Genomic DNA, 24300 nt, shown 5'->3' with positions numbered 1-24300 from the left:
GGGCGGGCGGCGTCAGGGAGCGAAATTGGTCGCCGATGCGCCGCCGGGTCAAGCGTCGAGAAGGAAGCTGGTCGCATGGAAGGGTTTGCTCGCTATCCGAGCCTTGAGGATCGCGCCGTGTTCGTCAGTGGCGGGGCGACCGGCATCGGTGCCGCCATCGTCGAGCACTACGTCGCCCAGGGTGCGCGCGTGGCCTTCGTCGACATCGACGAAGCTTCAGCGGCGGCCCTGCTGGAACGGCTGAAAGGGGTGGGGCCGGCGCCGCTCTTCATTCCCTGCGACCTGCGCGACATCCCGGCCCTGCGCGCGGCCTGCGCCCAGGCATCGTCCGCGATCGGGCCGATCCGTGCCGTCGTCAACAATGCCGCGCGCGACGACCGCCACACGATCGAGGAGGTGACGCCGGAATACTGGGACGAGCGCATGGCGACCAATCTGCGCCACCAGTTCTTCGTCTCCCAGGCGCTGGCGCCGGCGATGGCGGAAGCCGGCGGCGGCGCCATCGTCAATTTCGGCTCGATCTCGTGGATGGGCATGACGCCCAACATCCCGGTCTACCTGACCGCCAAGGCGGCCGTGCAGGGCCTGACCCGGGCGCTCGCCCGTGACCTCGGCGACAAGAAGATCCGTGTGAACACGGTGGTGCCCGGCTGGGTGATGACCGAGCGTCAGGTGTCGATGTGGCTGACGCCAGAGGCCGAGGCCCGGCTGATGACGCTGCAATGCCTGAAGGAGAAGGTCTATCCGCCCGACCTGGCACGCATGGTGCTGTGGCTGACGGCCGACGACAGCCGCATGGTCTCGGCCCAGACCTTCATCGTCGACGGGGGCCGGATCTAGCCGCGCGGGCAAGGGAAAGGGGCCATGGCCATGGAAGACCGCTATCCGCGCGACCTCCGCGGCTATGGCCGCAACCCGCCCGACCCGCGCTGGCCGGGCGGCGCCCGCATCGCCCTCCAGTTCGTGATCAACTACGAGGAGGGGGGCGAGAACAACATCCTCCACGGCGACGGCCAGTCGGAGGCGTTCCTGTCCGAGATCGTGGGGGCCGCCGCCTGGCCCGGCGAGCGGCACTGGAACATGGAGTCCATCTACGAATATGGCGCGCGTGCCGGCTTCTGGCGGCTGTGGCGGCTGTTCACGCAGCGCGCCATCCCCGTCACCGTCTATGGCGTGGCGACGGCCCTGCAGCGCGGGCCCGAACAGGTTGCAGCCATGCGCGAGGCCGGCTGGGAGATCGCCAGCCACGGCCTGAAATGGATCGAGTACAAGGATTTCACCCGCGAGCGGGAACAGGCCCACATGGCCGAGGCGATCGCCATCCACACGGCCGTGACCGGCGAGCGCCCGCAGGGCTGGTACACCGGCCGCTGCTCGATGCGCACGCTGGACCTGGTGATGGAGGAGGGGGGCTTCCTCTATTCGTCCGACAGCTATGCCGACGACCTGCCCTACTGGGTGACGGGCTCGAACGGGCCGCATCTGGTCGTGCCCTACACGCTCGACACCAACGACATGCGCTTCGCGACGGCCCAGGGCTTCAATTCGGGCGACCAGTTCTTCACCTACCTGAAGGACAGCTTCGACCTGCTTTATGCCGAGGGCGGGACGGCGCCCAAGATGCTGTCGGTCGGGCTGCACTGCCGGCTGGCCGGGCGCCCGGGCCGGGCCGCGGCCCTCGCCCGTTTCATGGACTATGCCGGGCGCCATGCCGGCGTCTGGTTCTGCCGCCGGGCCGACATCGCCCGGCACTGGGTGGCCGAGCATCCCTGGCGGGCGGGGGCCTGAACGGGGTCAGGTCGCCTCGGGCTCGGCGGTCGGCGCGGGGACTGGTCGGCTGAACTGGTCGACCGCCTGGCGCGGCTGGGCGATCGGCATTTCCTCGCGGTCGAGATGCTTGGTGACGCTGCGCCAGACCTGCTCGACGATGCGGCGGCGCAGGTTGTATTCGCGGATGTAGAACCGCATCGAATAATGGTCCACGCCGTCGCGGGCACTCATGTAGACGGCGTTGGGCGGCGGGTCGGCCAGTACGGTCGGCACCTCGCCGATGGCGCGGCGGACGACGGCCTTCACCCGGTCCTGGTCGCTGCCGCGCGGGAAGAAGATGTCCTCTGCCATGCGGATCGCGCTGTTCGGGAAGCTGAAGTTCTTCACCGGCAGTTCCGCGCATTGCCGGTTCGTCAGGTGGACGACGGTGCGGTCGCGCAACTCCAGCCGCACCAGGCGCCAGGTCATGTCGATGATGCGGCCCTCGTCCATGTTGCCGATCTTGACCCAGTCGCCGATGCGGAAGGGCCGCGACAGCGCGATGGCGATGCCGGCGAACATCTCGCCCAGCGTCGTCTGCGCCGACAGGCCCAGCACGATGGCGAAGGCGCCGGACAGGGTGGCGAGCGCCGTGATCGACTGGTCGTAGATGAACTGCAATACGATCAGCAGGCCGAGCAGGTAGATGAGGAAGCGCACGACGTTGACCAGCAGGCGCGGCACCGCCTCGCGACCGTCGCGTGCCAGCACCCCCTCCCAGACGAAGATCTTGAGGCCCATGTCGATGGTGTAGGTGATCGCCAGGACGAGCGTCGTCCAGGCCGCCTGGCGATAGGTGGCGCGGTCGTCCAGGATGCCGGCGAAGGCGAGGTCGAAGAGCCAAGCCTCCGACAGTATGAGGGCCAAGGCCAGGCCGATGAACTGGAAGCCCAGATAGAAGAGGTTGTCGCGCGCCACCAGCAGGGCCGCCAGGACGGCGCTGATGCTGGTCAGCAGGAAGACGAGGATGGCCGCCAGGCCCAGGACCTCCATCAGACTGTTGGGCAGGAGATGGTCAGCCACGGCTCTGCTCCCGCAACGCCAGCGCGGCGGTCTCCTCCGGCGAAAGCCGCAGCCGGTTCCGGGCGCGGTACGCATAGTAGACGAGGCCCACGGCCGTGACCGCCGCGCAGCCGAAGAACCCGGGCAACAGGTGGGGATCGAACGCCATCAGCACGACCGCCGCCAGCGCGATCACCAGGGCCGTCATCGCCCCGGTGGCGCCGAACGGGCTGCGGTAGGGCCGCACCATGTCGGGCTGGGCGCGACGGAGTTGGAGGAACGCCAGCATCTGCAGGATGTAGGAGATGATGGCGGCCAGGACCGCCATGGCGATCAGCAGCGCCTCGAGCCCCAGCGTCTCCGGGAGAAGATCCCCCGCCACCGCCACCGCGAAGCCGAGGATGCCGCCGACGACCAGCGCGGGAAGGGGCGTGCGGCGCGTCGGATGCAGCCGGCCCAGGGCATCGGGCAGGTAGCCGGCCCGCGCCATGGCATAGATCGAGCGCCCATAGGCGTAGATCACCGCATGGAAGCTGGCCGCCTGGCCGCAGATGCCGATGATCGCCAGGAAGACCGGCCGCGGCCGGTCGCCCTGCAGGGCCGCGAAGGCAAGCAGCAGTGGCTCTTCCGCCTGGCTGATCACGGTGGCGCCGGGCGGCACGCCGCTGTTGAGGATGAAGGTCGGGATCGCGGCCACGACCAGGGTGCCGATGCCCCAGGCGAAGCCGCGCGGCACCGCGCGCGCCGGGTCCCGCGTTTCCTCCGCTGCCAGGGCCACCGCCTCGATCGCCAGATAGAACCAGACGGCGAAGGGCACCGCCCAGGCGATGCCGATGAGCCCGTTGGGCAGCCAGGTCGACCCCCCGCCCTTGGGCACGATGTCGAGCGCCAGCGCCAGGTCGAACTGCGGCACGGCGCGGATCCAGAAGGCGACCAGCGCCAGCAGCGCCACCACCGCCAGCCCGATGGCCAGGCGGAACAGCGTCACCACGCCATGGATGTTGAGGCCGATGAAGACGACGTAGAGCACCGCCCACCAGACGATGTTCGGCAGGTCGAGCCCGGCCTGCAATGCCAGCATGCGGACATAGGCGCCGAGCCCGACGGCGACGGCGGCGGCGGCCAGCGTGAACTCGACGATCTGGGCGATGCCGGCGGCGAAACCGAGCGACGGGCCGAAGGCGATCCGCGTGAAGGCGTAGGCGCCACCAGTATAGGGCATGGCCGCCGAGAGCTCGGCCAGCGACAGGCTGACGGCGATGTACATGACCGACATCAGCAAGGTGGCGATCAGCATGCCGCCGAAACCGCCCTCCAGCAGGCCGGTGTTCCAGCCGGTGAACTCGCCCGTGATGACGACGCTGACACCCAGGCCCCACAGCGACCAGGGGCCGGCGTGCCGCCGCAGCATCGGCCCGGCGATGGGGCCGGGGCGATAGGACACCTTGTCGAGCCCGATCACGGCCGGAAGCCGCCCGCGCGCACCGCACCGTCGCCGTCGATGACCGACGGCCGCTCGCTTGCCATTCCAATCCCCCCAGACCGACGCAGAACGGACAATAGGTCATCCGGGTGACAAGACGAAGCTGGAGATCGCGGAGTCCGGGGGCGGGGGGCCGGCTCAGGCGTGGGCGGCCGGCACCTTCCGGCCGTCCCGCAGGCGGAAGCTGTCCTGAATGGGCAGGCGCACGCTCAGTCGGCTCGATGCGACCGCCGCGTGCAACCGGCGCAGCGCCTGGCCCATGGAGGCCGAGCCCATGGCGACCGCGGCCCGCGCCAGATAGTCGATCTGCCCTGCCCCTGCGGCGGGCTTGGCCGACAGGGTGATCTCGCCGCTCGCCAGTTCCTCGATGGCATTGGCGATGGCGATGGCCGCGACCTCGGCCTCGGCCACCGGCAGGCTGGCCGGGTCCGGCCACGACCGTAGCAGCCGCCCGGGATCGCGCTGCCAGGCATGATAGCGGTGGAGAAGCAGGATCACCCGCCGGCCGAGGGCGCCGGGCAGGCGGGCGGCCAGCTCGGCCGGCGTCGGCGCCCGGTCCTGGTCCAGGCGGCCGTGGGAGAAGGCGGCGTGCAGCAGCCCGGCAAAGACGATGTCGACGCGCAGCCGGAAATGCGCCAGCACCCCGGCGGTGCCGACCGCGTGGTTCAGGAACGGCCGGCCGCAGGGCCGGTAGCAGCCGTCGAACAGGTCCCGCGCCAGATCGTGGGCGAAGACGATCGATCGCAGGCCGGTATCGGGATAGCCCAGCCGCGTCAGTTGCCGGATCAGCGGTGCCAGGCTTTCGACCGGGGTTGGCATGGCGTCCCCCTCGGCCGGCTGGAAGGCGGCGGCGGAGTGGACGAGGGTCTTGCCGGCGACATGCTCGCGGCAGAAGGCGCGGATGCCGGAATAGGCCTCGCGATCGTCCAGGAAATTCCACTTGGCCGAGAGCATGGCAAGGCTGCTTTCCACCGCCTCGCGCCGCCAGCGCCAGATGAAGTAGGGCAGGTCGTGCAGGTGATAGTCGGCGAAGGCCAGGTAGTCGATGCGCGCCCGCGGCTCCAGCATCACCGGCAGGCCCCGTCGCGCGGCTTCCAGGCACAGGTCGATATGCTCGTGCACGCAGACGATGTCCGGGTCGATGCCGTGGGCGCCGGCTGCCAGGTCGGTGCGGGCCAGCAGGCAGTGATATTCCAGGAACTGGCACGGCTCCGGGGCGGTGCGCCCGTCCATGGCGGCGACCGGCTCGTTCATCATGGTGTGGATCTCGAAGATCGCGCGGCCGGCCGGGCGCTCGACGATCTTCAGGGCGCCACCCGCCGTATGGATGCGCGGCCGCTCCTCGCCATCCGACCACAGATAGAGCGGCCCGACGATGCCGGCCCCGGTTTCGTCGGCGCACGCGACCAATGCGGCGATGCAGCCCGGCTCCAGCAGCACGTCGTTGTCGAGGAACAGCACATACTCGGTCTCGACATGGCGCAGCGCCACGATCCGCGAATGGTTGGGCCAGGCCGGCGCCGGCTGGTGCAGTAGCAGGAAACCCGCCTCGCGCGACCGGCGCCGCAGATAGGCGGCAATCGCGGGCGGGGCGCCGGCATCGACATAGATCAGGCGGAAGGCGATGGCGCGGTCGGCCAGCACCGTCTCCAGCGACCGCTCCGACAGGCTGAAGCGCTCGCGCTGGGTGACGATGACGGTAACGCGCGGCACCGTCGGCGGGGCATGGTCGACCATCGCGACAGCCTAGCCCGAATCATGTGCAGGCCGGCATTGCTTCCGTGACCGCTGGCACACACTCTGCATAGAATTCAGGCAGGGGGGCCTGCATGCAGGGTGTCGCGGTCGAACTGGTGAAGGTCACGAAGCGCTTCGGCGCGGTGACGGCGGTCGATGCCATCGACCTGCGCATTCCGGCCGGCAGCTATTGCTGCCTGCTGGGGCCGTCCGGCTGTGGCAAGACCTCGACCTTGCGGATGATCGCCGGGCACGAGGCGGTCGACGATGGCGACATCCGGCTGGGCGACACGGTCGTCACCCACATGCCGCCCGCCCGCCGCGGCACGGCGATGATGTTCCAATCCTACGCGCTCTTTCCCCACCTGTCGGTGGTCGACAACGTCGCCTTCAGCCTGAAGATGAAGGGGGTGGCCCGCGACCCGCGCCGGGCCAAGGCGACGGAGTTCCTGGCGCTGGTCGCCATGGAGAAGTATGCCGAGCGCCTGCCGGCCCAGCTCTCGGGCGGCCAGCAGCAGCGCGTCGCACTCGCCCGCGCGCTCGTCACCGAGCCGCAGGTGCTGCTGCTGGACGAGCCCCTGTCGGCGCTGGACCCCTTCCTGCGCGGGCGGGTGCGCGCCGAGCTGAAACGCCTGCAGCGCGACCTCGGCATCAGCTTCATCCATGTCACCCACAGCCAGGACGAGGCGATGGCCCTGGCCGACCTGGTGGTGGTGATGAATGCCGGCCGCATCGAGCAGGCCGACGTGCCGCGCACGGTCTTCGACCGGCCGCGGTCGGAATTCGTCGCCCGCTTCATCGGCGGCCACAACATCCTGGCGACGGCGGGCGGTCGCTCTGCCGTGCGCTGCGACCGGGTGCAGGTATCGCGTGGCGGGGAGCTGCCGGCCGACGGGACAGGCCTGGCGGCCACCGTGCAGGCGGTCGAATATCAGGGCAGTTCGGTGGTGCTTTCCTTGCAGGAGGAACGCCATGCGGACCTGGCCGCCGTGCTCGACGACGCGATCTTCTTCGCCGACCCGCTGCAACCGGGTGACCGCGTGACCATGCGATGGCGTCCGGCGGACGCGCACCGTCTAGACTGAACGAGGGGAAGCGGACCATGACCAAGGCCAGCACGAACAAGACGGGGACCACGATTTCCCGCCGCGCCCTGCTGAAGGGGGCGGCCGCCACGGCCGGCGTCGGCACCATCACCGGCTTCCCGGCCATCGTCTCGGCCGAGCCGGTGACGCTGCGCTATCTCGGCACCGCGGTGAACCAGTCGCGCGAGATCGCCGAGAAGGTGAAGCAGGACCTCGGCATCATCATCGAATACATCCCCGTCACCACCGACGACGTCACCAAGCGCGTCATCACCCAGCCGAACTCGTTCGACATCGTCGACACCGAATACTTCTCGCTGAAGAAGCTGGTGCCGTCGGGCAACCTGCTCGGCATGGACGCCAAGCGGATCAAGCTGGCCGACAAGATCACGCCCGTCTTCACCCGGGGCGAGGTCGGCGGCAAGAAGATCGGCGACCAGGGCACCGCGCCCAAGAAGGTCTTCTACCTGGAAGGCCAGACCTCGAAGAAGTTCGCGAGCCAGCCGACGCAGTGGATCACGCTGATCCCCACCGTCTACAACGCCGACACGCTGGGCATCCGCCCCGACCTGATCAAGCGCCCGATCGAGAGCTGGAAGGAGCTGCTGAACCCGGAATTCAAGGGCAAGGCCTCCATCCTCAACATCCCCTCCATCGGCATCATGGACGCGGCCATGGTCGTCGAGGCGTCGGGCATCCACAAATATGCCGACAAGGGCAACATGACGAAGGCCGAGATCGACCTCACCATGAAGGTGATGATCGAGGCCAAGAAGGCCGGCCAGTTCCGCGCCTTCTGGAAGGACTTCAACGAGAGCGTCAACCTGATGGCCTCGGGCGAGACGGTGATCCAGTCGATGTGGTCGCCGGCCGTCACCAAGGTGCGCTCGATGGGGGTCGCCTGCACCTACCAGCCGCTGAAGGAGGGCTATCGCGCCTGGGCGGCGGGCTTCGCGCTGCCCAAGACGCTGAAGGGCAAGAAGCTCGACGCCTCCTACGACTTCATCAACTGGTTCCTGTCCGGCTGGGCCGGCGCCTTCCTCAACCGCCAGGGCTACTACTCGGCCGTGCTCGATACCGCCAAGGCCAACATGGAAGCCTACGAGTGGGCCTACTGGATGGAGGGCAAGCCGGCCGAGAAGGACATCAAGGCGCCGGACGGCACGGTGCTGGAGAAGGCCGGCGCCATGCGCGACGGCGGCTCCTACGAGGCGCGCATGGGCGGCGTCGCCTGCTGGAACGCGATCATGGACGAGAACGAGTACATGGTCCGCAAGTGGAACGAGTTCATCGCCGCCTGAGGACAGGTCGCGACGGCGGGCGGGGCCGGTGCCCCGCCCGCGGTCGTTGATCAAGGGTCGTTCATGATCAAGGATCGCCCATGGCGTCGATGACCCGGCCCTACCCCAATCGGGCCGCACTCTGGCAGGCCGCCCCGCTGGCGCTGCTGCTGGCGGTGTTCTTCGTGCTGCCGCTGGTGCTGGTCGTCGTCGTCAGCGTCTGGGACTACAACGACTACGCCATCCTGCCGGACGTGACGCCGCGCAACTATCGCGACGTGTTCGAGGGCTGCGTCGCCTCGCTGCCGGAGCTGTGCCTGACCTTCAAGACCTACCTGTCGACGCTGAAGTTCTGCCTGCTGGTCTGGCTGTCGACGCTGCTGATCGGCTTCACGGTCGCCTATTTCCTGGCCTTCCATGTGCGCTCGCTGGGCTGGCAGGTGGTGCTGTTCCTGGTCTGCACCATCCCCTTCTGGACCTCGAACGTCATCCGCATGATCTCGTGGATCCCGCTGCTCGGCCGCAACGGCGTCATCAACCAGTGGCTCCAGTCCGTCGGCGTCACCGACGCGCCGCTGGAATGGCTGCTGTTCTCGGACTTCTCGGTCCTGCTGGCCTTCGTCCACCTCTACACGATGTTCATGATCGTCCCGATCTTCAACTCGATGACGCGCATCGACCGGTCGCTGCTGGAGGCGGCCTACGACGCCGGCGCGTCCGGCTGGCAGACCCTGTGGAACGTCGTCGTCCCGCTCTGCAAGCCCGGTATCGTCATCGGCTCGATCTTCGTCGTCACCATCGTCATGGGCGACTTCGTGACGATCGGCGTCATGGGCGGGCAGCAGATCGCCTCGATCGGCAAGATCATCAGCGTGCAGATGAGCTACCTGCAGTTCCCGCTGGCGGCGGCCAACGCGGTCATCCTGCTGGCCGTCGTGATGATGATCATCTGGGCCATGACCCGCGTCGTCGACATCCGCAAGGAGCTCTAAGGGTCATGCGGCGCCCCCCTGCCTTCTGGGTCCTGTCCGGCTTCTTCGCGCTCTTCGTGCTGTTTCTCTATGGCCCGGTCATCACCATTGTCGTGCTGTCCTTCCAGGGACCGTCCGGCGGCCTCACCTTCCCGATGCAGGGGATGTCGCTGCACTGGTTCGGCCGGCTGTGGGAAGGGGTGGGCGTGGTCGACATCTGGGCCGCCTTCGGCCGCTCGTTCCGGCTGGGCCTCGTCGTCATGGTGCTGACGGTGCTGGTGTCGCTGGCCGCCGGATATGCCTTCCGGCGGCGCTTCCCGGGCTCGGGCCTCGTCTTCTATGCCGCCGTCGCCAGCCTGATCGTGCCTTCGATCGTGGTCTCGCTCGGCATCGCCGTCATGTTCCGCCTGCTCGACCTGGGTGTCACGTCGGTGGGTGAGGCGCTGGGCATCGAGTGGTTCGCCGAGAGCTTCCAGACGACGGCCGGCATCTACACCTCGGGCCTGGGCGCCCACCTGACCTGGACGCTGCCGTTCGGCCTCTTGATCATGTTCGCGGTCTTCAACCGCTTCGACGGCCGCTTCGAGGAGGCCGCGCGCGACCTCGGCGCCACGCCGTGGCAGACCTTCCGCCATGTCGTGCTGCCGATTGTGGCGCCTTCGCTGATCGGCATCGGCCTGTTCGGCTTCACGCTGTCCTGGGACGAGGCCGCGCGCAGCAGCCAGGCGCTGGGCGGCGACCAGAACACCTTGCCGCTGGAACTGACCGGCCTCACCACCACCGTCACCAACCCCGAGATCTATGCCCTTGGCAGCCTGACGACGGGTGTCTCCTTCGCCGTCATCCTGTCTGCCCTGCTGACGATCCGGGCGCTGCGCCACCGCGCGGCCGCCTTGCGCGCGAAGGGCTGAGGGGTCGAGACTGCCGGCATGGAGATCCTGGTCGTCAACCCCAATACCACCCGCGCCATGACCGACAAGATCGGCCGCGCGGCCCAGGCGGCCGCCGCCCCCGGCACGCGGGTTCGCGCCACCCAGCCGGCGATGGGGCCGGCCTCGATCGAGGGCTTCTACGACGAGGCCTTCTCGGTGCCGGGCCTGCTGGCCGAGATCGCGGCGGGCGAGGCGGCCGGCGTGGCGGGCCACGTCATCGCCTGCTTCGACGATACCGGGCTGGATGCCGCCCGCTGCCTGGCTGCCGCGCCCGTCGTCGGCATCGGCGAGGCGGCCTTCCACGTCGCGGCCCTGCTGGCCCATCGCTTCACGGTCGTCACCACCCTGTCGCGCTCGATCGCGGCGATCGAGGGCAACCTCGTGCGCTATGGCCTGGCCACCCGCTGCGCGCGGGTGCGCGCGGCCGAGGTGCCGGTGCTGGCGCTGGAGGACCGTGACGGCGACGCCATCGGCCGCATCGCGACCGAGATCGAGCGGGCCCGGGCCGAGGACCGGGCCGACGCCATCGTGCTCGGCTGTGCCGGCATGGCCGACCTGGCGGGCGAGTTGTCGGCCGCCCACGGCCTGCCGGTGATCGACGGCGTGGCCGCGGCGGTCGTGCTGGTGGAGGGGCTGGCGCGGCTCGGCCTGCGCACGGCCAAGTCCGGCCCCTACGCCCCGCCGCTGCCCAAGGCCTATGCGGGGATGTTCGCCCCCTTCGCTCCCAGGGCCGGCTGATGGCGGTCCCTCGCATCCTGCTGGTCAACCCCAACACCAGCCAGTCGGTCACCGACCGGCTGGCGACCGAGGCGCGCCTGGTCGCCGGCGACCGGGCGGAGATCCCGGCCGCCACCGCCCGCTTCGGCGCGGCCGGCATCGAGACCCTGGCCGAGGCGACGGTGGCCGCGCACGCGGTGCTGGATGCGGTCGCCGCGCGGTCGGACATGGACGCCGTCATCGTCGCCGCCTTCATGGACCCGGGCCTGGAGGCGTTGCGCGAATCGGCGCTCGTGCCGGCGGTCGGCATCGCCGAATCCGGCGTGCGGGCGGCCGCGGCCGGCGGCCGGCGCTTTGCCATCGTCAGCCTGGCGCCGCGACTTCGCGTCGGGGTCGACCGGGTGATCGCCGATTGCGGCGTGGCCGACCGGCTGGTGGCCTTGCGCTACGTCTCGGGCGGGGTGCTGGACCTGGCGCGCGACCGCGCGGCCTTCCTCGACGAGATCATGGCACTCGCGGCCCGCGTCGTGGCCGAGGACGGGGCCGAGGCGATCCTCTTCGGCGGTGCCGTCTTCGCCGGCATCGGGCGGGAACTGGGCGACCGGGCGGGCGTGCCGCTCTACGACGGTGTCGGCGCGGCGGTGGAGGCGGCGCTGGCCGCCGTGGCCGCGCGACCGGTGCGACCGCCGCCGCGCGACCCGGCCAAGCCCTATCCCGGACTGCCGGACGGCCTGGCGCGGATGCTGGCGGGCGGATTGGCCGGCCCCTCCTGAGCGCCTATCCCCGGCGTCGGCGCAGGATCGGCACCAGCGTACCGCCGACCATGACGAGCGCCACCATGGCCCAGATTGAGAGCGCGATCGGCGATTCGACGAAGACCATCAGGTCGCCGTCGCTCATGAACAGGCCCTCGCGCAGGTGCTTCTCGATCAGCGGCCCCAGCACCAGCCCGATCACCATGGGGGCTAGCTGGAAGTCGAGCTTGCGCAGCAGGTAGCCGACCACCCCCAGCAGCACCAGCACGTAGACGTCGACCATGCTGTTGCCGACGCCATAGGAGCCGATGACGGCGATCACCACGATGATCGGCAGGAAGATGTGGCGCGGCACCCGCAGCATGCTGACCCACAGCCCGATCATCGGGATGTTCAGGACCAGCAGCGCCACGTTGCCGATGTAGAGCGAGGCGATCACGCCCCAGAAGACGTCGGCGTTGCTGACCATCAGCAGCGGCCCCGGCTGGATGCCGTGCACCATCATCGCCGCCAGCATGAGCGCGGTGACCGACCCGAAGGGGATGCCCAGCGCCAGGAGGGGCACCATCGACGAGGTGGCGGCCGCGTTGTTGGCCGTCTCCGGCCCGGTCACGCCCTCGACGGCACCCTGGCCGATCTCGTCGCGGTATTTGGAGACCGCCTTCTCCAGCCGGTAGGAGGCGAAGCTCGACATGGCGGCCGACGGGCCGGGCAGCAGCCCGAAGACGAAGCCCACCAGCGTGCCGCGGCCAAACGGCGGCACCGACCGGCGCCATTCCGTCGCCGTCGGCATCATTTCGCGCAGCCGCACCGGCACCGGCGGGCGCGAGGCGATGCGCGATTCGACGAGCGCCAGGATCTCCGCGATGCCGTAGAGCCCGACGACGGCCGCCACCAGCTCCACCCCCTGGGCCAGGTCGAGGACGCCGAAGGTGAAGCGGTTCTGCGCCGTGATCGCCTCCTGCCCGATGGTGCTGAGCATCAGGCCCAGCGTCATCGGGAAGATGCCGGCGGCGAAGCTGCCGCCCGATATGCGCGACAGCACCAGCAGGCCGCCCGCCGACACCGCCAGGAACTCCGCCGGGCCGAACAGGATGCCGAACTGCGCCAGCCACGGCGCGAACAGCATCACGCCGATGACCGACACCGTGCCGCCGACGAAGGAGCCGACCGCGACCAGGGCCAGGACGGCGCCGGCCCGGCCCTTCTGCGTCAGCTTGTAGCCGTCGATGCAGGTCATGACCGAGGCGGACTCGCCCGGCATGTTGAGGAGGATGGCGGTCGTCGAGCCGCCATACATGGCGCCGTAATAGATGCCGGCCATCATGATGAGGCCGGTCACCGGCTCGAACGCATAGGACAGCGGCAGGATCATCGCCACGCCCGCCACCGGGCCCAGGCCCGGCAGCACGCCGATCATCGTGCCGACCAGCGCCCCCAGCAGGGCCGCGGCCAGGTTCTGGAAGCCCAGCGCCACGCCGAAGCCGTAGAGCAGCCCCTCGATCGGACCCATCGCTTCTCCGGTGCTGGTTGCCGACCGGTCCTACAGGCCCAGGATGCCGCGCGGCATCTGGACCTGGAGGAGGCGGACGAAGACGAGATAGGCGACGGCCGAGATCACGGCCGCCTGGATGGCCGCCCGCACCCAGCCATTGCCCGAGAGCAGGCGGATCAGCAGCAGGCAGAAGACGAAGCCGCCGACGAGCTGGCCCGCCCACGGCAGCAGCACGACATAGGCGACGATCAGCCCCAGCAGGCTCAGCACCCGCCCGGCATCGGCGCCAGCCGGCAGGTCGACGCTGGCCGCGGCCGGCATCCGCCAGCCTTCCCACAGCACCGCCAGGCTGGCGAGCAGCACCAGGGTCCCGACGATGACGGGAAAGACCCCGGCGCCCGGCTGGTCCAGCTCGCCCAGCGGCAGCCGCCGGGCCAGGGCCAGGTACCCGGCACTGAGCGCCACCCCGATCGCCCCCGTCGCCAGGTAGGCGCCGCGCTTGCCGATGGAGCGCGCAGCGCTGGTCATGCGACGGCCGGCGGACAGGCGCGCACGCGGGCTGCCCGCGTCCCTCGACTGCTCGCTGCGCTCCGCGCTCGGGATGAGGACAGCCTTTCGGTACCGGCAGTCATGCCAAACCCGCTGTTCCTCATCCCGAGCCTCTTGTCGAGGGACGCAACGGGCGTCGTGCCGCGCCCCGGCTTCAGAACACGAACTCCCCGCCATTCAGGTGCAGGAGCTGGCCCGTGACGTACTCCCCGCCGCAGGCGAGGTAGACGCAGGCCTCGCCCACATCCTCGGCCGTGCCGAGCCGGCGCAGCGGCATCACCTTCACCGCCTCGGCCCAGGCCGCCTGGTAGCCGGGATAGTGCTTTTCGTCCCGCACCGTATCCATCTTGCCGGGCGCGATGGTGTTGGCGGTGATGTTGAACTCCCCGAACTCCACCGCGATCGCCTTCGCCAGCGAATGCAGCCCCGCCTTGCAGGTGACGTTGTGCGCCCGGTGCGAGATGGTGAAGAACCCGTCCCGGCCCGAGATGTGGATGATTCGCCCCCAGTTGCGCTTCTTCATCTCCGGCAGGACGGCGCGGGCCAGGTAGAAGGCCGAGCTGAGGTTGGTCTCGATCACCCGGCGCCAGTCCTCGACCGAGATGTCGAGGAAGGCCTGGCGCGGGCGCAGGCCGACATTGGCGACGGCGATGTCGGCCGACCCGAAGCGGTCGACCGTCTCGGCCACCATGCGCACCACCTCGTCCGGCTGCGACACGTCGGCCAGGATGGTCAGCGCCTCTGCCCCCAGCGCGCGCGCCTCGTCGGCCACGGCCTCGATGGCGGCCTGGTCGCGGTGGCCGTTCACCACCACGTTGGCGCCGGCCTTGGCAAAGGCCAGGATCATGCCCCGGCCCAGGTTGCGGCCGGAGCCGGTGACGATGGCGGTGCGGCCGGCCAATGGCTTCAATGGATCGATCGGCTTCATCGGATCGGTGGTCATCTGCGCTTCCATCGTCACTTCTGTTCCAGGAACTTCAGCAGCTCGGTGAACATCGCGTGGTCGCGCTCGAACTCCGCGCGGATCTCCTTGGGCTCCAGGTTCTCGACCGAATAGCCGTTGTCGGCGGCGAACTTCAGGTATTCCGGGCTGGCGATGACCTTCTTCGCGGCGGCCGTCAGGCGGTCGAGCGCCGCCTGCGGCACGCCCTTGGGCGCGATCGCGTAGTATCCCGGCCCCAGCGTCGCGTCATAGCCGGCGTCGGCCGTGGGCGTGGCGTCCGGGAACAGGTCGTAGCGCCCCTTCTGGAACACGGCCAGCACCCTGACCGAGCCCGCCTGGGCATGGCCCACCGTGCTGGCGCCGGTGCCGACATAGGCTTCCACCCGGCCGCCCAGCAGGGCCACCATCGCCTCGCCGCCACCGCCCGTGAAGGGCACGGTGCGCACGCGGATGCCGGCCGCCTTGTTCAACTGCTGCATCGTCAGGTCGTTGGTGGCGCGGATGCCGGATACGGACGCGCGCAGCTTGCCCGGCTGCTTCTTCGCGTCGTCGATGAATTCCTGCAGCGTCTTCCACGGCGCGTCGGCCTTCACCACCAGCACGTAGGGCAGGCTGACCAGCTTGGCGATCGGCTCATAGTCGGAAGGCGACTGGAAGGTGAGGTCCTTGTTGGTCATCGGCGCGAAGATCAGCGTCGTGTTCGGCGCCAGCCCGATGGTGTAGCCGTCGGGCTTGGCCGCCACGATCTGGCTGACGCCGAGCGCGCCCGCCGCACCCGGCTTGTTCTGGATGGTGATGCTGCGGCCCAGCTCCTTTTCCATCTGCGTGGCGAACTGCCGCGAGATGGGGTCGGTCGAGCCGCCCGGGCCATATGGCACGATGAAGGTGAGGTCGCGCGCGGGAAAGTCCTGCGCCGTGGCCGTGCCGGCCATCGCCAGCAGGGCCAGCGCCAGCACGCGGATATGCGGCATCTTCAATTCGTTTCCTCCGTCTTTCACGTTCTTGGCGACGCTGAAAGCGCTTGCAGAAAAGTCCGCCCGGTATCGGTCGGCGATGGTCCTCGCTGGGGCTGGCCGTCGGGCGGCGCGGATGGTCGGGGGCCGCACCGATGGTCCGGCGCGGCTTAGCGATGGATCAGCCTAACCCTGGACCGGCGGTCCTGCCAACCGCCCATCGCACGCGGTTTGCAGCCGCCCCCGACGCCGCTAGAGTGCGCGGCCCGGCCAGGCTGGCCGGACCGGCGAGTGACGGGCGAGCAGGATACGGGCGAAGGGATCATGGCTGAGACGCAAGCGAACGGGCCGCGGCTGGCGGTCGACATCGGCGGCACCTTCACCGACATCGTGCTCGAGGCGGCCGGCCGGCGCTGGACGCGCAAGGTGCTGACGACGCCCCAGGCCCCCGAGCTGGGCGTGATGGAGGGCGTGGCCGTCACCATCGCCGATGCCGGGCTGATGCTGGCGGAAATCGACATCCTGGTGCACGGCACGACGCTGGCGACCAACGCCATCATCGAGCGCAAGGGGGCGCTGACGGCCCTCATCGCCACCGAGGGCTTCCGCGACACCATCGATATCGCCTACGAGAGCCGCTACGACCAGTACGACGTCTTCATCGACAAGCCGCCGGCCCTGGTCCCGCGCTGGCGCCGCTTCACCGTGCCCGAGCGGGTCGACGTGAAGGGCCAGGTGCGCCTGCCCCTCGATCTCGCCGCCGTCGAGGCGCTGACCGGCCCGCTCGCCGAGCACAAGATCGAGAGCGTCGCCGTCGCCCTCATGCACAGCTACGCCGACCCCACCCATGAGGAGCAGATCCGCCAGGTGCTGAACCGGCACCTGCCCGACCTGTGGGTGACCCTGTCGTCCGAGGTCTGCCCCGAGATCCGCGAGTACGAGCGCACCTCGACCGCGATCGCCAACGCCTATGTCCAGCCGCTGATGGCGGGGTACCTCGCCCGGCTGGAGGCAGCCTTGCGCCAGGGCGGCTTCGCTGGCGCCGTCTACCTGATGACGTCGGGCGGTGGCCTCACCACCATCGCGACCGCCCGCCGCTTCCCCATACGGCTGGTCGAATCCGGCCCGGCCGGCGGCGCCATCCTGGCCTCCCACATCGCGGCCGCGGCGGGGGAGGAGAAGGTGCTGTCCTATGACATGGGCGGCACCACGGCCAAGATCTGCCTGATCGAGAAGTTCCGGCCCGCCAGCGCGCGCGCCTTCGAGGTCGACCGCGCCGCCCGCTTCCTCAAGGGCAGCGGCCTGCCCTTGCGCATCCCGGTGATCGAGATGGTCGAGATCGGCGCCGGCGGCGGCTCGATCGCCCGCGTCGACGTGCTGAAGCGTATCACCGTCGGCCCGGACAGCGCAGGCTCGGAGCCCGGCCCCGCCTGCTACGGCCGCGGCGGCGCCATGCCGACCGTGACCGACGCCGACGTGGTGCTGGGCAAGATCGACCCGGCCCGCTTTGCCGGCGGCAAGATCCCCCTCTACCCCGACCGCTCGGCCGCCGTGCTGGAGCGCGAGGTGGGCGAGCCCCTGGGCCTCGGGCCCGAGATGGCAGCCTTGGGCGTGGCCGAGATCGTCGACGAGAACATGGCCAACGCCGCCCGCGTCCACGCGGTCGAGCGCGGCCAGGCCGCCGACGGCCACACCATCGTCGCCTTCGGCGGTGCCGCCCCCCTCCACGCCGCCCGCCTGGCCGAGAAGCTGGGCATCGACCGGGTGATCGTGCCGGTGAATGCCGGCGTCGGCTCCGCCGTCGGGTTCCTGCTCGCCCCCATCGCCTACGAGGTGGTGCGCAGCCGCTACATGCGCCTCGACGCCTTTGACGCCGGCCTCGCCAACCAGCTCCTGGCCGCGATGACGGCCGAGGCCGACGAGGTGGTCGCGGCCGGCGCCCGCGGCCGCCCGCTGACGCGCACCCGCTACGCCTTCATGCGCTATGTCGGCCAGGGGCACGAGATCGTGGTGCCGCTGCCCGACCGCCCGCTGGTGGAGGCCGACCGCACCGCCCTCCAGGCCGCCTACGACGCCGAATACCGCACCCTGTTCGCCCGCGTCGTGCCGACGGCCGCCGTCGAGGTACTGAGCTGGGGCGTCGTCGTCTCGACCGAGGCCCCGCTGCCGGCCGCCGTGCCCGACCCGGCGGAGCGCTCCGTCGCCGTCGAGGCCGCCCGCATCGACGTGTTCGACGCGGAAACGGGGGAACGCGCGCAGATCCCGCTCTACTGGCGCGCGGACCTGGCCGTGGGCGCGGCGCTGTCCGGCCCGGCGGTGATCGCGGAGGACGAGACGTCGACCTATGTGCCGGCACGGTTCGGGGCGCGGATCGCGGCTACGGGGAGCATCGTGCTGGAGAGAAGGGCGGGGTAGGCGAACTCGAAAAATCGTGGTGGGCGCATTTGCGCTGCTAGAAGGTGCCTATCAGGCGCCTTTGTGCTGTGGCCGCCGTCTCAGTGCACTGCTTATAGCGCAATTGGCCGATTGCCGACGAGCACCTATCGGCCGTCGCGGGCAAGATAACGGCTTTCATCGACATTTTTGGTAAAATAACGATAGATTATAATGCTTTAAAGCGGTCGAAGTACTTTGAGTCTTGGTGGCTACGCTAATGTGGAGGACGCCACCGCTGATCTGTACAATCGAAGTGCGCGTTTACAGTCTCCTGGCGCAGCACTACCTATATGGGATCAAGAACACCACTCCCAAACATCGATAGTGTCGTCGTTTAGTTAAGTTTGCGGTCAAGAGTTTCGGCTATCTTGATGACCGGAGCGGCTAAGTCCATCATCTGCTGAGCAGACATTGTAACGCGATCGCCTGATCTGAATAAGATGTGCCTGAGCGAGTGGGAGGCATGATCGTCGACGCGTCCAGCGCGATGCGCGAGCACATTGCGCAATGTATATACATCATCAAGGAATTCGAGACCGTTGTCCAGCGACTTGATCTTAAAGGGAACTTCTTCTGCCATCTTTCGGACTCTGGCACTCAGGCCGCGAGTCTTTATGGCCTCTCCATATATCTTATCTCCTGCGGGCGTCCGTTTCTTTAGCGCGTTGTCGTAAAATTTGGGCCGCTTAGCAAGGTAACTCTCAATGAAGTTATTTAAGTATAATTCGAATGATGCTGAAAGAATAATTAAACGATTGGTAATGACTGCATCTTTGTATTTTGGAACACGTTCAAGAAATCGGTCTTTGGTTAGCATGCCTAGTCGCCCCTTTACGTCGGGCGCATAGGCGATGTCGTGGAGAACAGTATCGCTTTTGATTTCGGCATAACGGCTTCGAATTGCGTTCTCGGCGATGGAGATTGAAAGTAACTCCGCCCACATTGAATGACAGGAGTCGCCCCACGCCACCTTTAGATCACGCAAGTGTTCTGAGTCGGCCATGGTTATTCCTTTGTGCGAATAAAAATACCACGATGAATGCGTATCCGTGCCACGATGCTGTGGTCATCCTGGATTCCAGTCAACAGCCTGCGGCTGCCAAGTTGATTGGGCTTGTCGAAAGTTTGCCAGGGCGCACGGCAATCGAGCAACTTTGTGCAGTCTGCCAGTGAAAGTCAGAGATTCACAAGTGGAGGAATGGATGCCGAATTGGCTTGCTGCAACGGTCAGCGTAATAGCGGGAGGGGTGCTAACGATGCTGGCCGCTTGGCTAGCCGATCGGCGAATTTCTGAACGTGACCGTGAGCGCCGTCGCGAAGAACGCAACGAACGGCAGGTGATGCGGCGCAATGAATTCCAACGAGAGACGCTACTCGCCCTGCAGATCGCTTCCCAGAATCTGGTGCGCAACGCCGGTGCGTCACTCCACCAAGATATTTTGGCACATCGTGCGACCAGCATCTGGCAACGCCAGCAACTTCCGCCAGGTCTGTCAGACGATCTTCTCCGCCTGACTACCGAAACGATGTTGCTCGCGAGCCGAGTGCGTGACGATGAGGTACGGGTATTGGCTGATCGACTGCGCAGCCAAGTGGCCGAAATTGGTCTATCGAGTGATGAGGTTGAAGCGAAAGGCCGGATGATAAATACTGTTAGTACACAAACGGCGCTAACCCAAAGAATTGGGCAGCTTGTGCGGACGTTGGATGAAGTGGATTGATGTGTTGATGATATAAGTTATCAAAAAATGCTGTAGAATTGTCCGTCGAAAAAATTAGGCTATTGCGCAAATATATTCACTTAACGTGCATGAATACGCAATTAATACGAGAAACTCTAGTTATTTGGAGAGTTTGGCTGAGTGTATTTTTCGATGAAGGCGAGGGTCCGGTAAAGATTATATTGACTGCGAAGCAGTTTCAAGCCGGAAGCAGTTGACGCTTGCTCGCAAGCCGCGGTCGCCGCACATGCTGACTGAAAGTAGGTGGGCGGCTCAAGTGTAAGCTGGCGGCCCACGACGCTATTGCGCCCCCCATTCGACATCGAACCGCTATACTCGCCTCAAAGCGCTCTCTCTCCAACCCGCAGGAACCCCCGCCCATGGCCCGTTCCAACACGCTCTCCCAGATCCACACCCAGATCATGTGGAACCGCCTGATCGCGGTCGTCGAGGAGCAGGCGCAGACCCTGATCCGCACCGCCTTCAGCCCGATCGTGCGGGAATGCGGCGATCTGTCGGCGGGCGTCTTCGACCTGCGCGGGCGGATGCTGGCGCAGGCGGTGACGGGCACGCCCGGCCATGTGAACTCCATGGCCGAATCGGTGAGGCACTTCCTGCGGCACTTCCCCGTCGAGACGATGGAGGAGGGCGACATCTACATCACCAACGACCCGTGGATGGGCACGGGCCACCTCAATGATTTCGTCCTGACGACGCCCTGCTTCCACCATGGCAAGCTGGTGGCGTTGCTGTCCTGCACCAGCCACCTCATGGACATTGGCGGCATCGGCTTCGGGCCGGACGGCACCGACGTCTTCATGGAGGGGCTCTACATCCCCATGCTGAAACTGGCCGAGCGCGGCCAGATGAACCAGACGCTGCTGGCGATGATCCGCGCCAACACGCGCCTGCCCGTCGACACCGAGGGCGACGTCTATTCGCTGGCCGCCTGCAACGATGTCGGCTGCAAGCGCCTGTCGGAGATGATGGACGAGTTCCGCCTCGACAGCCTCGACGACCTGGCAGAGCACATCATCCACCACTCGCGCGAGGCCGTCCTGGCGGAGATCGCGCGCCTGCCCAAGGGTAGCTGGACGCACCGCATGCGCATCGACGGCTTCGACCAGCCGATCGACCTGCACGCGACGGTGACCGTGTCGGAAAAGTCGATCCACGTCGCCTATGACGGCACCTCGCCTGCGTCGTCGAAGGGCATCAACGTGCCGATCGCCTATACGACCGCCTATACCTGCTTCGGGCTGGGCTGCGTCGTGGCAGCGCAAATCCCCAACAATGCCGGCTCGCTGGAGCCGCTGACGGTGTCCGCACCCCCCGGCACCATCCTGAACGCGCCCTATCCGCTGCCGGTCTCGTCCCGCCACATCACCGGCCAGATGCTGCCCGACATGGTGTTCGGCTGCCTGCGCCAGGTGGTGCCCGAGCGCGTGCCGGCCGAGGGCACGTCCTGCCTCTACAACATGACCTTCCGCGGCCCCAGCGCCGACAAGCCCGACAGCAAGTACGGCTTCGCCGTCACCATCACTTCCAACGGCGGCACCGGCGCCCGGCCGGCCAAGGACGGGCTGTCGGCCACCGCCTATCCCAGCGGCGTGCGCGGCACCCCGGTCGAGATCGCCGAATCGGTCACGCCGCTGCTGTTCTGGCGCAAGGAGCTGCGGGCGGATTCGGCCGGCGCCGGCCACACCCGCGGCGGGCTCGGCCAGATCATCGAGATCGAGAGCGCGGACGGCCTGCCGGTCGAGCTGCTGGCCGCCTTCGACCGCATCGACCATCCGCCGCGCGGGCGCGAGGGCGGCGGCGACGGGGCGTCGGGCACGGTCGGCCTGGCCTCCGGGCTGGTGATGAAGGGCAAGGGCTCGCAGATGGTGCCGCCCGGCGAACGCCTCATCATCCAGACCCCCGGCGGTGCCGGCATCGGCGACCCCAACACCCGGCCGCGCGACCAGGTGGCGGCCGACCTGCGCGACGGGCTGGTCTCGGCCGAGGCCGCCGCCCGCCTCTACGGCGCCACGGCCGCCGCAGCCGAGTAACGGCCCAGCAGGGAAAGGACCGGACGATGCCCCAGGACGCGGCTTTCGCCACCACCGCCACCCATTGGGGCACCTACCGGTCGGAGGTGCGGGACGGCCGGCTGGTCGGCCTGCACCCGTTCGAGCTGGATGGCGACCCGTCGCCCATCGCCCGCTCCGTCCCGCCGACGCTGGACGGCCCCTTGCGCATCCGCGGGCCGATGGTCCGCCGCTCGTGGCTGGCAAGGCGGGAGCGCGCGGGCGGCGAGGGCCGCGGCGGGGAGCCGTTCGTCGAGGTCGGCTGGGATACGGCGCTGGACCTCGTGGCGGGCGAGTTGGCCCGCGTGCGCGAGACGTTCGGCAGCCGCGCGATCTATGCCGGCTCCTATGGCTGGGCCAGCGCCGGCCGCTTCCACCACGCCCAGAGCCAGATGCGCCGCTTCCTCAACCTGGGCGGCGGCTACACCCGCTCGGTCAATGCCTACAGCTATGCCGCGGCCCAGGTGATCGTGCCGCGCGTCATCGGCGACCCGCGCGGCCTGCTCGACGACCACACGCAATGGCCGGCGATTGCCGAGGGGCGCGGCCTCGTCGTCATGTTCGGCGGCATGCCGATGAAGAACGCCCAGGTCCATTCGGGCGGCGTCAGCCGGCACACGGTCCGCGAGGGGCTGGAGCAGTGCAAGGCGGCGGGCGTGGAGTTCGTGCTGGTCGGCCCGCTGCGCTCCGACGCGGCCGATTTTCTGGGGGCGGAATGGCTGACGCCGCTGCCCAACACGGATGCCGCCATCATGCTGGGCCTGGCCCACACGCTGGTGGCAGAGGGGCTGCACGACCGCGCCTTCCTCGATCGCTATGCCGAGGGCTTCGACCGCTTCCTGCCCTACCTGATGGGCACGGCCGACGGCCAGCCCAAGGATGCCGAGTGGGCCGCCGCCATCTGCGGCCTGCCGGCCGACACCATCCGCGGCCTTGCCCGCCGCATGGCGGCCAAGCGCACGATGATCTCGGTCGGCTGGTCGGTGCAGCGCGGCGACCATGGCGAGCAGCCCTACTGGCTGGCGATCACGCTGGCCGCCATGCTGGGGCAGATCGGGCTGGCCGGCGGTGGCTTCGGCTTCGGATATGCCGACATGAATGGGCAGGGCAACCCCGTGCGCGCCTTCCCCTGGCCGTCGCTGCCCCAGGGCATCAACCCGGTGAAGGACTTCATCCCCGTCGCCCGCATCGCCGACATGCTGCTGAACCCGGGTGCGGCGTTCGATTTCGACGGTGGGCGCTTCGCCTATCCCGACATCCGCATGGTCTATTGGGTCGGCGGCAACCCCTTCCACCACCACCAGGACCTGAACCGCCTGGTGCGCGCCTGGCAGCGGCCCGAGACGGTGGTGGTGCACGAGCAATTCTGGAACCCGCTCGCCCGCCATGCCGACATCGTCCTGCCGGCGACCACGCCGTTCGAGCGCAACGACCTGTCCTGTGCCGGCAATGACGGCCACCTGGTCGCCATGCACCGCGCCATCGCCCCCGTCGGCGGCGCGCGCAACGACCATGACGCCTTCGCCGACCTGGCCGACCGCCTGGGCCTGCGCGATGCCTTCACCGAGGGCCGGACCGAGATGGACTGGGTCCGCCACCTCTACGCCGTCGCCCGCCAGCGCGGCGCGCGGCTCGACATCGACTTCCCGGAGTTCGATGCCTTCTGGGAGAAGGGCTGGTTCGCCCTGCCGGCGGTCGAGCGGCCCCACATCCTGATGGCCGATTTCCGCGCCGACCCGGTGGCCGCCCGCCTGCCGACGCCGTCCGGCCGCATCGAGATTCATTCGGCCGCGATCGAGAGCTTCGGCTATGACGACTGCCCCGGCCACCCGGTCTGGCTGGAGCCGGCGGAATGGCCGCCCGCCACCCCCTCCACCTCATCTCCAACCAGCCCGACCGCAAGCTGCACAGCCAGTACGACCACGGCCCCTATTGCCGCGAGGCCAAGGTCGCCGGCCGCGAGGCCCTGTGGATCAACCCCGCCGACGCGGCCTCGCGCGGCATCGCCACCGGCGACCTGGTGCGCGTCTTCAACGACCGCGGCGCCTGCCTGGCCGGTGCCGTCGTCACCGACGCGGTGATGCCCCGCGTCCTGCAGCTACCGACCGGCTCCTGGTTCGACCCGGCCGAGCCCGGCGTGCCGGGCTCGCTGGACCGCCACGGCAACCCCAACGTGCTGACGCTGGACAAGCCCACCTCCAAGCTGGCCCAGGCCCCGGTCGCCATGACCTGCCTGGTGGAGGTCGAACGCTGGGAAGGCCCGGCCCCGGCAGTGGGGATATTCGATCCGCCGGTGATCGAGCAGGTGTAGCGGCCGGCGCGCCTATTTCTTGTATTCCAGAGACCTCCCTCATCCCGAGCGC

At 68.5% G+C, this 24300-nt stretch carries 20 protein-coding genes and 1 pseudogene; 13 read left to right on the top strand and 8 right to left on the bottom strand.

The features are described 5' to 3' along the window. Window positions 1-75: 75 nt before the first annotated feature. Both STVA_RS22680 and puuE read left to right on the top strand, forming a co-directional pair. Window positions 76-840: an SDR family NAD(P)-dependent oxidoreductase gene (locus STVA_RS22680; protein ID WP_123692362.1), complete on the top strand. Its 765-nt coding sequence runs from the start codon at window positions 76-78 to the stop codon at window positions 838-840. Window positions 841-870: 30 nt separating this feature from the next. Next, the gene (gene puuE / locus STVA_RS22675) at window positions 871-1788 is read left to right on the top strand and encodes an allantoinase PuuE (protein ID WP_123692918.1); all 918 of its coding nucleotides are present in this window, start codon (window positions 871-873) and stop codon (window positions 1786-1788) included. A gap of 6 nt (window positions 1789-1794) precedes the next feature. On the opposite strand, the gene STVA_RS22670 is transcribed toward puuE, so the two are convergent. The 3 genes from STVA_RS22670 to STVA_RS22660 all read right to left on the bottom strand — a co-directional run bounded on the left by STVA_RS22670 (window position 1795) and on the right by STVA_RS22660 (window position 6031). Next, complete coding sequence (locus tag STVA_RS22670) at window positions 1795-2832, bottom strand: mechanosensitive ion channel family protein (RefSeq protein WP_170216584.1); 1038 nt, start codon at window positions 2830-2832, stop codon at window positions 1795-1797. After that, entirely contained in the window at window positions 2825-4273 is a 1449-nt protein-coding gene (locus tag STVA_RS22665) for an amino acid permease (protein ID WP_123692359.1), read from the bottom strand. Before STVA_RS22665 ends, STVA_RS22670 begins: the two co-directional genes overlap by 8 nt. A gap of 159 nt (window positions 4274-4432) precedes the next feature. Continuing rightward, a complete protein-coding gene (locus STVA_RS22660; protein WP_123692357.1) occupies window positions 4433-6031 on the bottom strand; it encodes a glycosyltransferase family 2 protein in 1599 nt (532 codons plus the stop codon). Window positions 6032-6123: 92 nt separating this feature from the next. On the opposite strand from STVA_RS22660, the gene STVA_RS22655 reads away from it, so the two are divergent. The 6 genes from STVA_RS22655 (at window position 6124) to STVA_RS22630 (ending at window position 11789) form a co-directional block, all read left to right on the top strand. Beyond that, window positions 6124-7116 (top strand): ABC transporter ATP-binding protein, encoded by a 993-nt coding sequence (locus tag STVA_RS22655; RefSeq protein WP_123692355.1) that lies wholly within the window; start codon window positions 6124-6126, stop codon window positions 7114-7116. A gap of 17 nt (window positions 7117-7133) precedes the next feature. Beyond that, on the top strand, window positions 7134-8417 hold the full coding sequence (locus tag STVA_RS22650) for an ABC transporter substrate-binding protein (RefSeq protein ID WP_123692352.1): 1284 nt from the start codon (window positions 7134-7136) through the stop codon (window positions 8415-8417). 80 nt (window positions 8418-8497) lie between these two features. Next, window positions 8498-9388 carry an ABC transporter permease gene (locus STVA_RS22645; protein WP_123692350.1) on the top strand — a complete coding sequence of 297 codons (891 nt, stop codon included), beginning with the start codon at window positions 8498-8500 and terminating at the stop codon, window positions 9386-9388. Between the two features lie 5 nt (window positions 9389-9393). Then, a complete protein-coding gene (locus tag STVA_RS22640; protein ID WP_123692348.1) occupies window positions 9394-10278 on the top strand; it encodes an ABC transporter permease in 885 nt (294 codons plus the stop codon). An 18-nt stretch (window positions 10279-10296) separates the two neighbouring features. Then, window positions 10297-11037 (top strand): aspartate/glutamate racemase family protein, encoded by a 741-nt coding sequence (locus STVA_RS22635; protein WP_123692346.1) that lies wholly within the window; start codon window positions 10297-10299, stop codon window positions 11035-11037. Further along, window positions 11037-11789 carry an aspartate/glutamate racemase family protein gene (locus tag STVA_RS22630; RefSeq protein WP_123692344.1) on the top strand — a complete coding sequence of 251 codons (753 nt, stop codon included), beginning with the start codon at window positions 11037-11039 and terminating at the stop codon, window positions 11787-11789. The genes STVA_RS22635 and STVA_RS22630 overlap by 1 nt, the downstream gene beginning before the upstream one ends. A gap of 4 nt (window positions 11790-11793) precedes the next feature. Here STVA_RS22630 and STVA_RS22625 read toward each other — a convergent pair whose 3' ends face one another. From STVA_RS22625 to STVA_RS22610, 4 genes are all read right to left on the bottom strand, one after another. Continuing rightward, the gene (locus STVA_RS22625; protein WP_123692342.1) at window positions 11794-13284 is read right to left on the bottom strand and encodes a tripartite tricarboxylate transporter permease; all 1491 of its coding nucleotides are present in this window, start codon (window positions 13282-13284) and stop codon (window positions 11794-11796) included. A gap of 30 nt (window positions 13285-13314) precedes the next feature. Then, window positions 13315-13794, bottom strand: coding sequence for a tripartite tricarboxylate transporter TctB family protein (locus tag STVA_RS22620; RefSeq protein ID WP_170216583.1), 480 nt, complete (start codon window positions 13792-13794; stop codon window positions 13315-13317). A gap of 175 nt (window positions 13795-13969) precedes the next feature. Beyond that, window positions 13970-14758, bottom strand: coding sequence for an SDR family NAD(P)-dependent oxidoreductase (locus STVA_RS22615; RefSeq protein WP_170216582.1), 789 nt, complete (start codon window positions 14756-14758; stop codon window positions 13970-13972). Window positions 14759-14772: 14 nt separating this feature from the next. After that, window positions 14773-15729, bottom strand: a complete 957-nt coding sequence (locus STVA_RS22610; protein ID WP_123692336.1) for a tripartite tricarboxylate transporter substrate binding protein — start codon at window positions 15727-15729, stop codon at window positions 14773-14775. 306 nt (window positions 15730-16035) lie between these two features. Between STVA_RS22610 and STVA_RS22605 the strand changes: the two genes are divergently transcribed. Beyond that, a complete protein-coding gene (locus tag STVA_RS22605) occupies window positions 16036-18126 on the top strand; it encodes a hydantoinase/oxoprolinase family protein (RefSeq protein WP_123692916.1) in 2091 nt (696 codons plus the stop codon). A 355-nt stretch (window positions 18127-18481) separates the two neighbouring features. Here the strand turns inward: STVA_RS22605 and STVA_RS22600 are convergent, their stop codons facing one another. Continuing rightward, the gene (locus STVA_RS22600) at window positions 18482-19150 is read right to left on the bottom strand and encodes a hypothetical protein (protein WP_142235861.1); all 669 of its coding nucleotides are present in this window, start codon (window positions 19148-19150) and stop codon (window positions 18482-18484) included. A 253-nt stretch (window positions 19151-19403) separates the two neighbouring features. Between STVA_RS22600 and STVA_RS22595 the strand changes: the two genes are divergently transcribed. The 4 genes and pseudogenes from STVA_RS22595 to STVA_RS28480 all read left to right on the top strand — a co-directional run bounded on the left by STVA_RS22595 (window position 19404) and on the right by STVA_RS28480 (window position 24248). After that, window positions 19404-19868, top strand: a complete 465-nt coding sequence (locus STVA_RS22595) for a hypothetical protein (protein ID WP_142235860.1) — start codon at window positions 19404-19406, stop codon at window positions 19866-19868. 380 nt (window positions 19869-20248) lie between these two features. Beyond that, the gene (locus STVA_RS22590; RefSeq protein WP_123692332.1) at window positions 20249-21919 is read left to right on the top strand and encodes a hydantoinase B/oxoprolinase family protein; all 1671 of its coding nucleotides are present in this window, start codon (window positions 20249-20251) and stop codon (window positions 21917-21919) included. Between the two features lie 26 nt (window positions 21920-21945). Next, window positions 21946-23415 (top strand): annotated as a pseudogene (locus STVA_RS28485) (molybdopterin-dependent oxidoreductase); the annotation flags it as partial. 374 nt (window positions 23416-23789) lie between these two features. Continuing rightward, window positions 23790-24248, top strand: coding sequence for a molybdopterin dinucleotide binding domain-containing protein (locus tag STVA_RS28480; protein WP_338092716.1), 459 nt, complete (start codon window positions 23790-23792; stop codon window positions 24246-24248). Window positions 24249-24300 lie beyond the last annotated feature (52 nt).

Source organism: Stella humosa (genome assembly GCF_006738645.1).
GTDB lineage: Bacteria > Pseudomonadota > Alphaproteobacteria > ATCC43930 > Allostellaceae > Allostella > Allostella humosa.
This window is presented reverse-complemented; position numbering and strand designations above follow the sequence as displayed.

Bases quoted from the DNA above. Each gene is read 5' to 3' on its own strand.
- STVA_RS22680 (WP_123692362.1), top strand. From the start codon at position 76: ATGGAAGGGTTTGCTCGCTATCCGAGCCTTGAGGATCGCGCCGTGTTC.
- puuE (WP_123692918.1), top strand. From the start codon at position 871: ATGGAAGACCGCTATCCGCGCGACCTCCGCGGCTATGGCCGCAACCCG.
- STVA_RS22660 (WP_123692357.1), bottom strand. From the start codon at position 6,031: ATGGTCGACCATGCCCCGCCGACGGTGCCGCGCGTTACCGTCATCGTC.
- STVA_RS22655 (WP_123692355.1), top strand. From the start codon at position 6,124: ATGCAGGGTGTCGCGGTCGAACTGGTGAAGGTCACGAAGCGCTTCGGC.
- STVA_RS22650 (WP_123692352.1), top strand. From the start codon at position 7,134: ATGACCAAGGCCAGCACGAACAAGACGGGGACCACGATTTCCCGCCGC.
- STVA_RS22645 (WP_123692350.1), top strand. From the start codon at position 8,498: ATGGCGTCGATGACCCGGCCCTACCCCAATCGGGCCGCACTCTGGCAG.
- STVA_RS22640 (WP_123692348.1), top strand. From the start codon at position 9,394: ATGCGGCGCCCCCCTGCCTTCTGGGTCCTGTCCGGCTTCTTCGCGCTC.
- STVA_RS22635 (WP_123692346.1), top strand. From the start codon at position 10,297: ATGGAGATCCTGGTCGTCAACCCCAATACCACCCGCGCCATGACCGAC.
- STVA_RS22630 (WP_123692344.1), top strand. From the start codon at position 11,037: ATGGCGGTCCCTCGCATCCTGCTGGTCAACCCCAACACCAGCCAGTCG.
- STVA_RS22625 (WP_123692342.1), bottom strand. From the start codon at position 13,284: ATGGGTCCGATCGAGGGGCTGCTCTACGGCTTCGGCGTGGCGCTGGGC.
- STVA_RS22620 (WP_170216583.1), bottom strand. From the start codon at position 13,794: ATGACCAGCGCTGCGCGCTCCATCGGCAAGCGCGGCGCCTACCTGGCG.
- STVA_RS22615 (WP_170216582.1), bottom strand. From the start codon at position 14,758: ATGACCACCGATCCGATGAAGCCGATCGATCCATTGAAGCCATTGGCC.
- STVA_RS22610 (WP_123692336.1), bottom strand. From the start codon at position 15,729: ATGCCGCATATCCGCGTGCTGGCGCTGGCCCTGCTGGCGATGGCCGGC.
- STVA_RS22605 (WP_123692916.1), top strand. From the start codon at position 16,036: ATGGCTGAGACGCAAGCGAACGGGCCGCGGCTGGCGGTCGACATCGGC.
- STVA_RS22600 (WP_142235861.1), bottom strand. From the start codon at position 19,150: ATGGCCGACTCAGAACACTTGCGTGATCTAAAGGTGGCGTGGGGCGAC.
- STVA_RS22595 (WP_142235860.1), top strand. From the start codon at position 19,404: ATGCTGGCCGCTTGGCTAGCCGATCGGCGAATTTCTGAACGTGACCGT.
- STVA_RS22590 (WP_123692332.1), top strand. From the start codon at position 20,249: ATGGCCCGTTCCAACACGCTCTCCCAGATCCACACCCAGATCATGTGG.
- STVA_RS28480 (WP_338092716.1), top strand. From the start codon at position 23,790: ATGGCCGCCCGCCACCCCCTCCACCTCATCTCCAACCAGCCCGACCGC.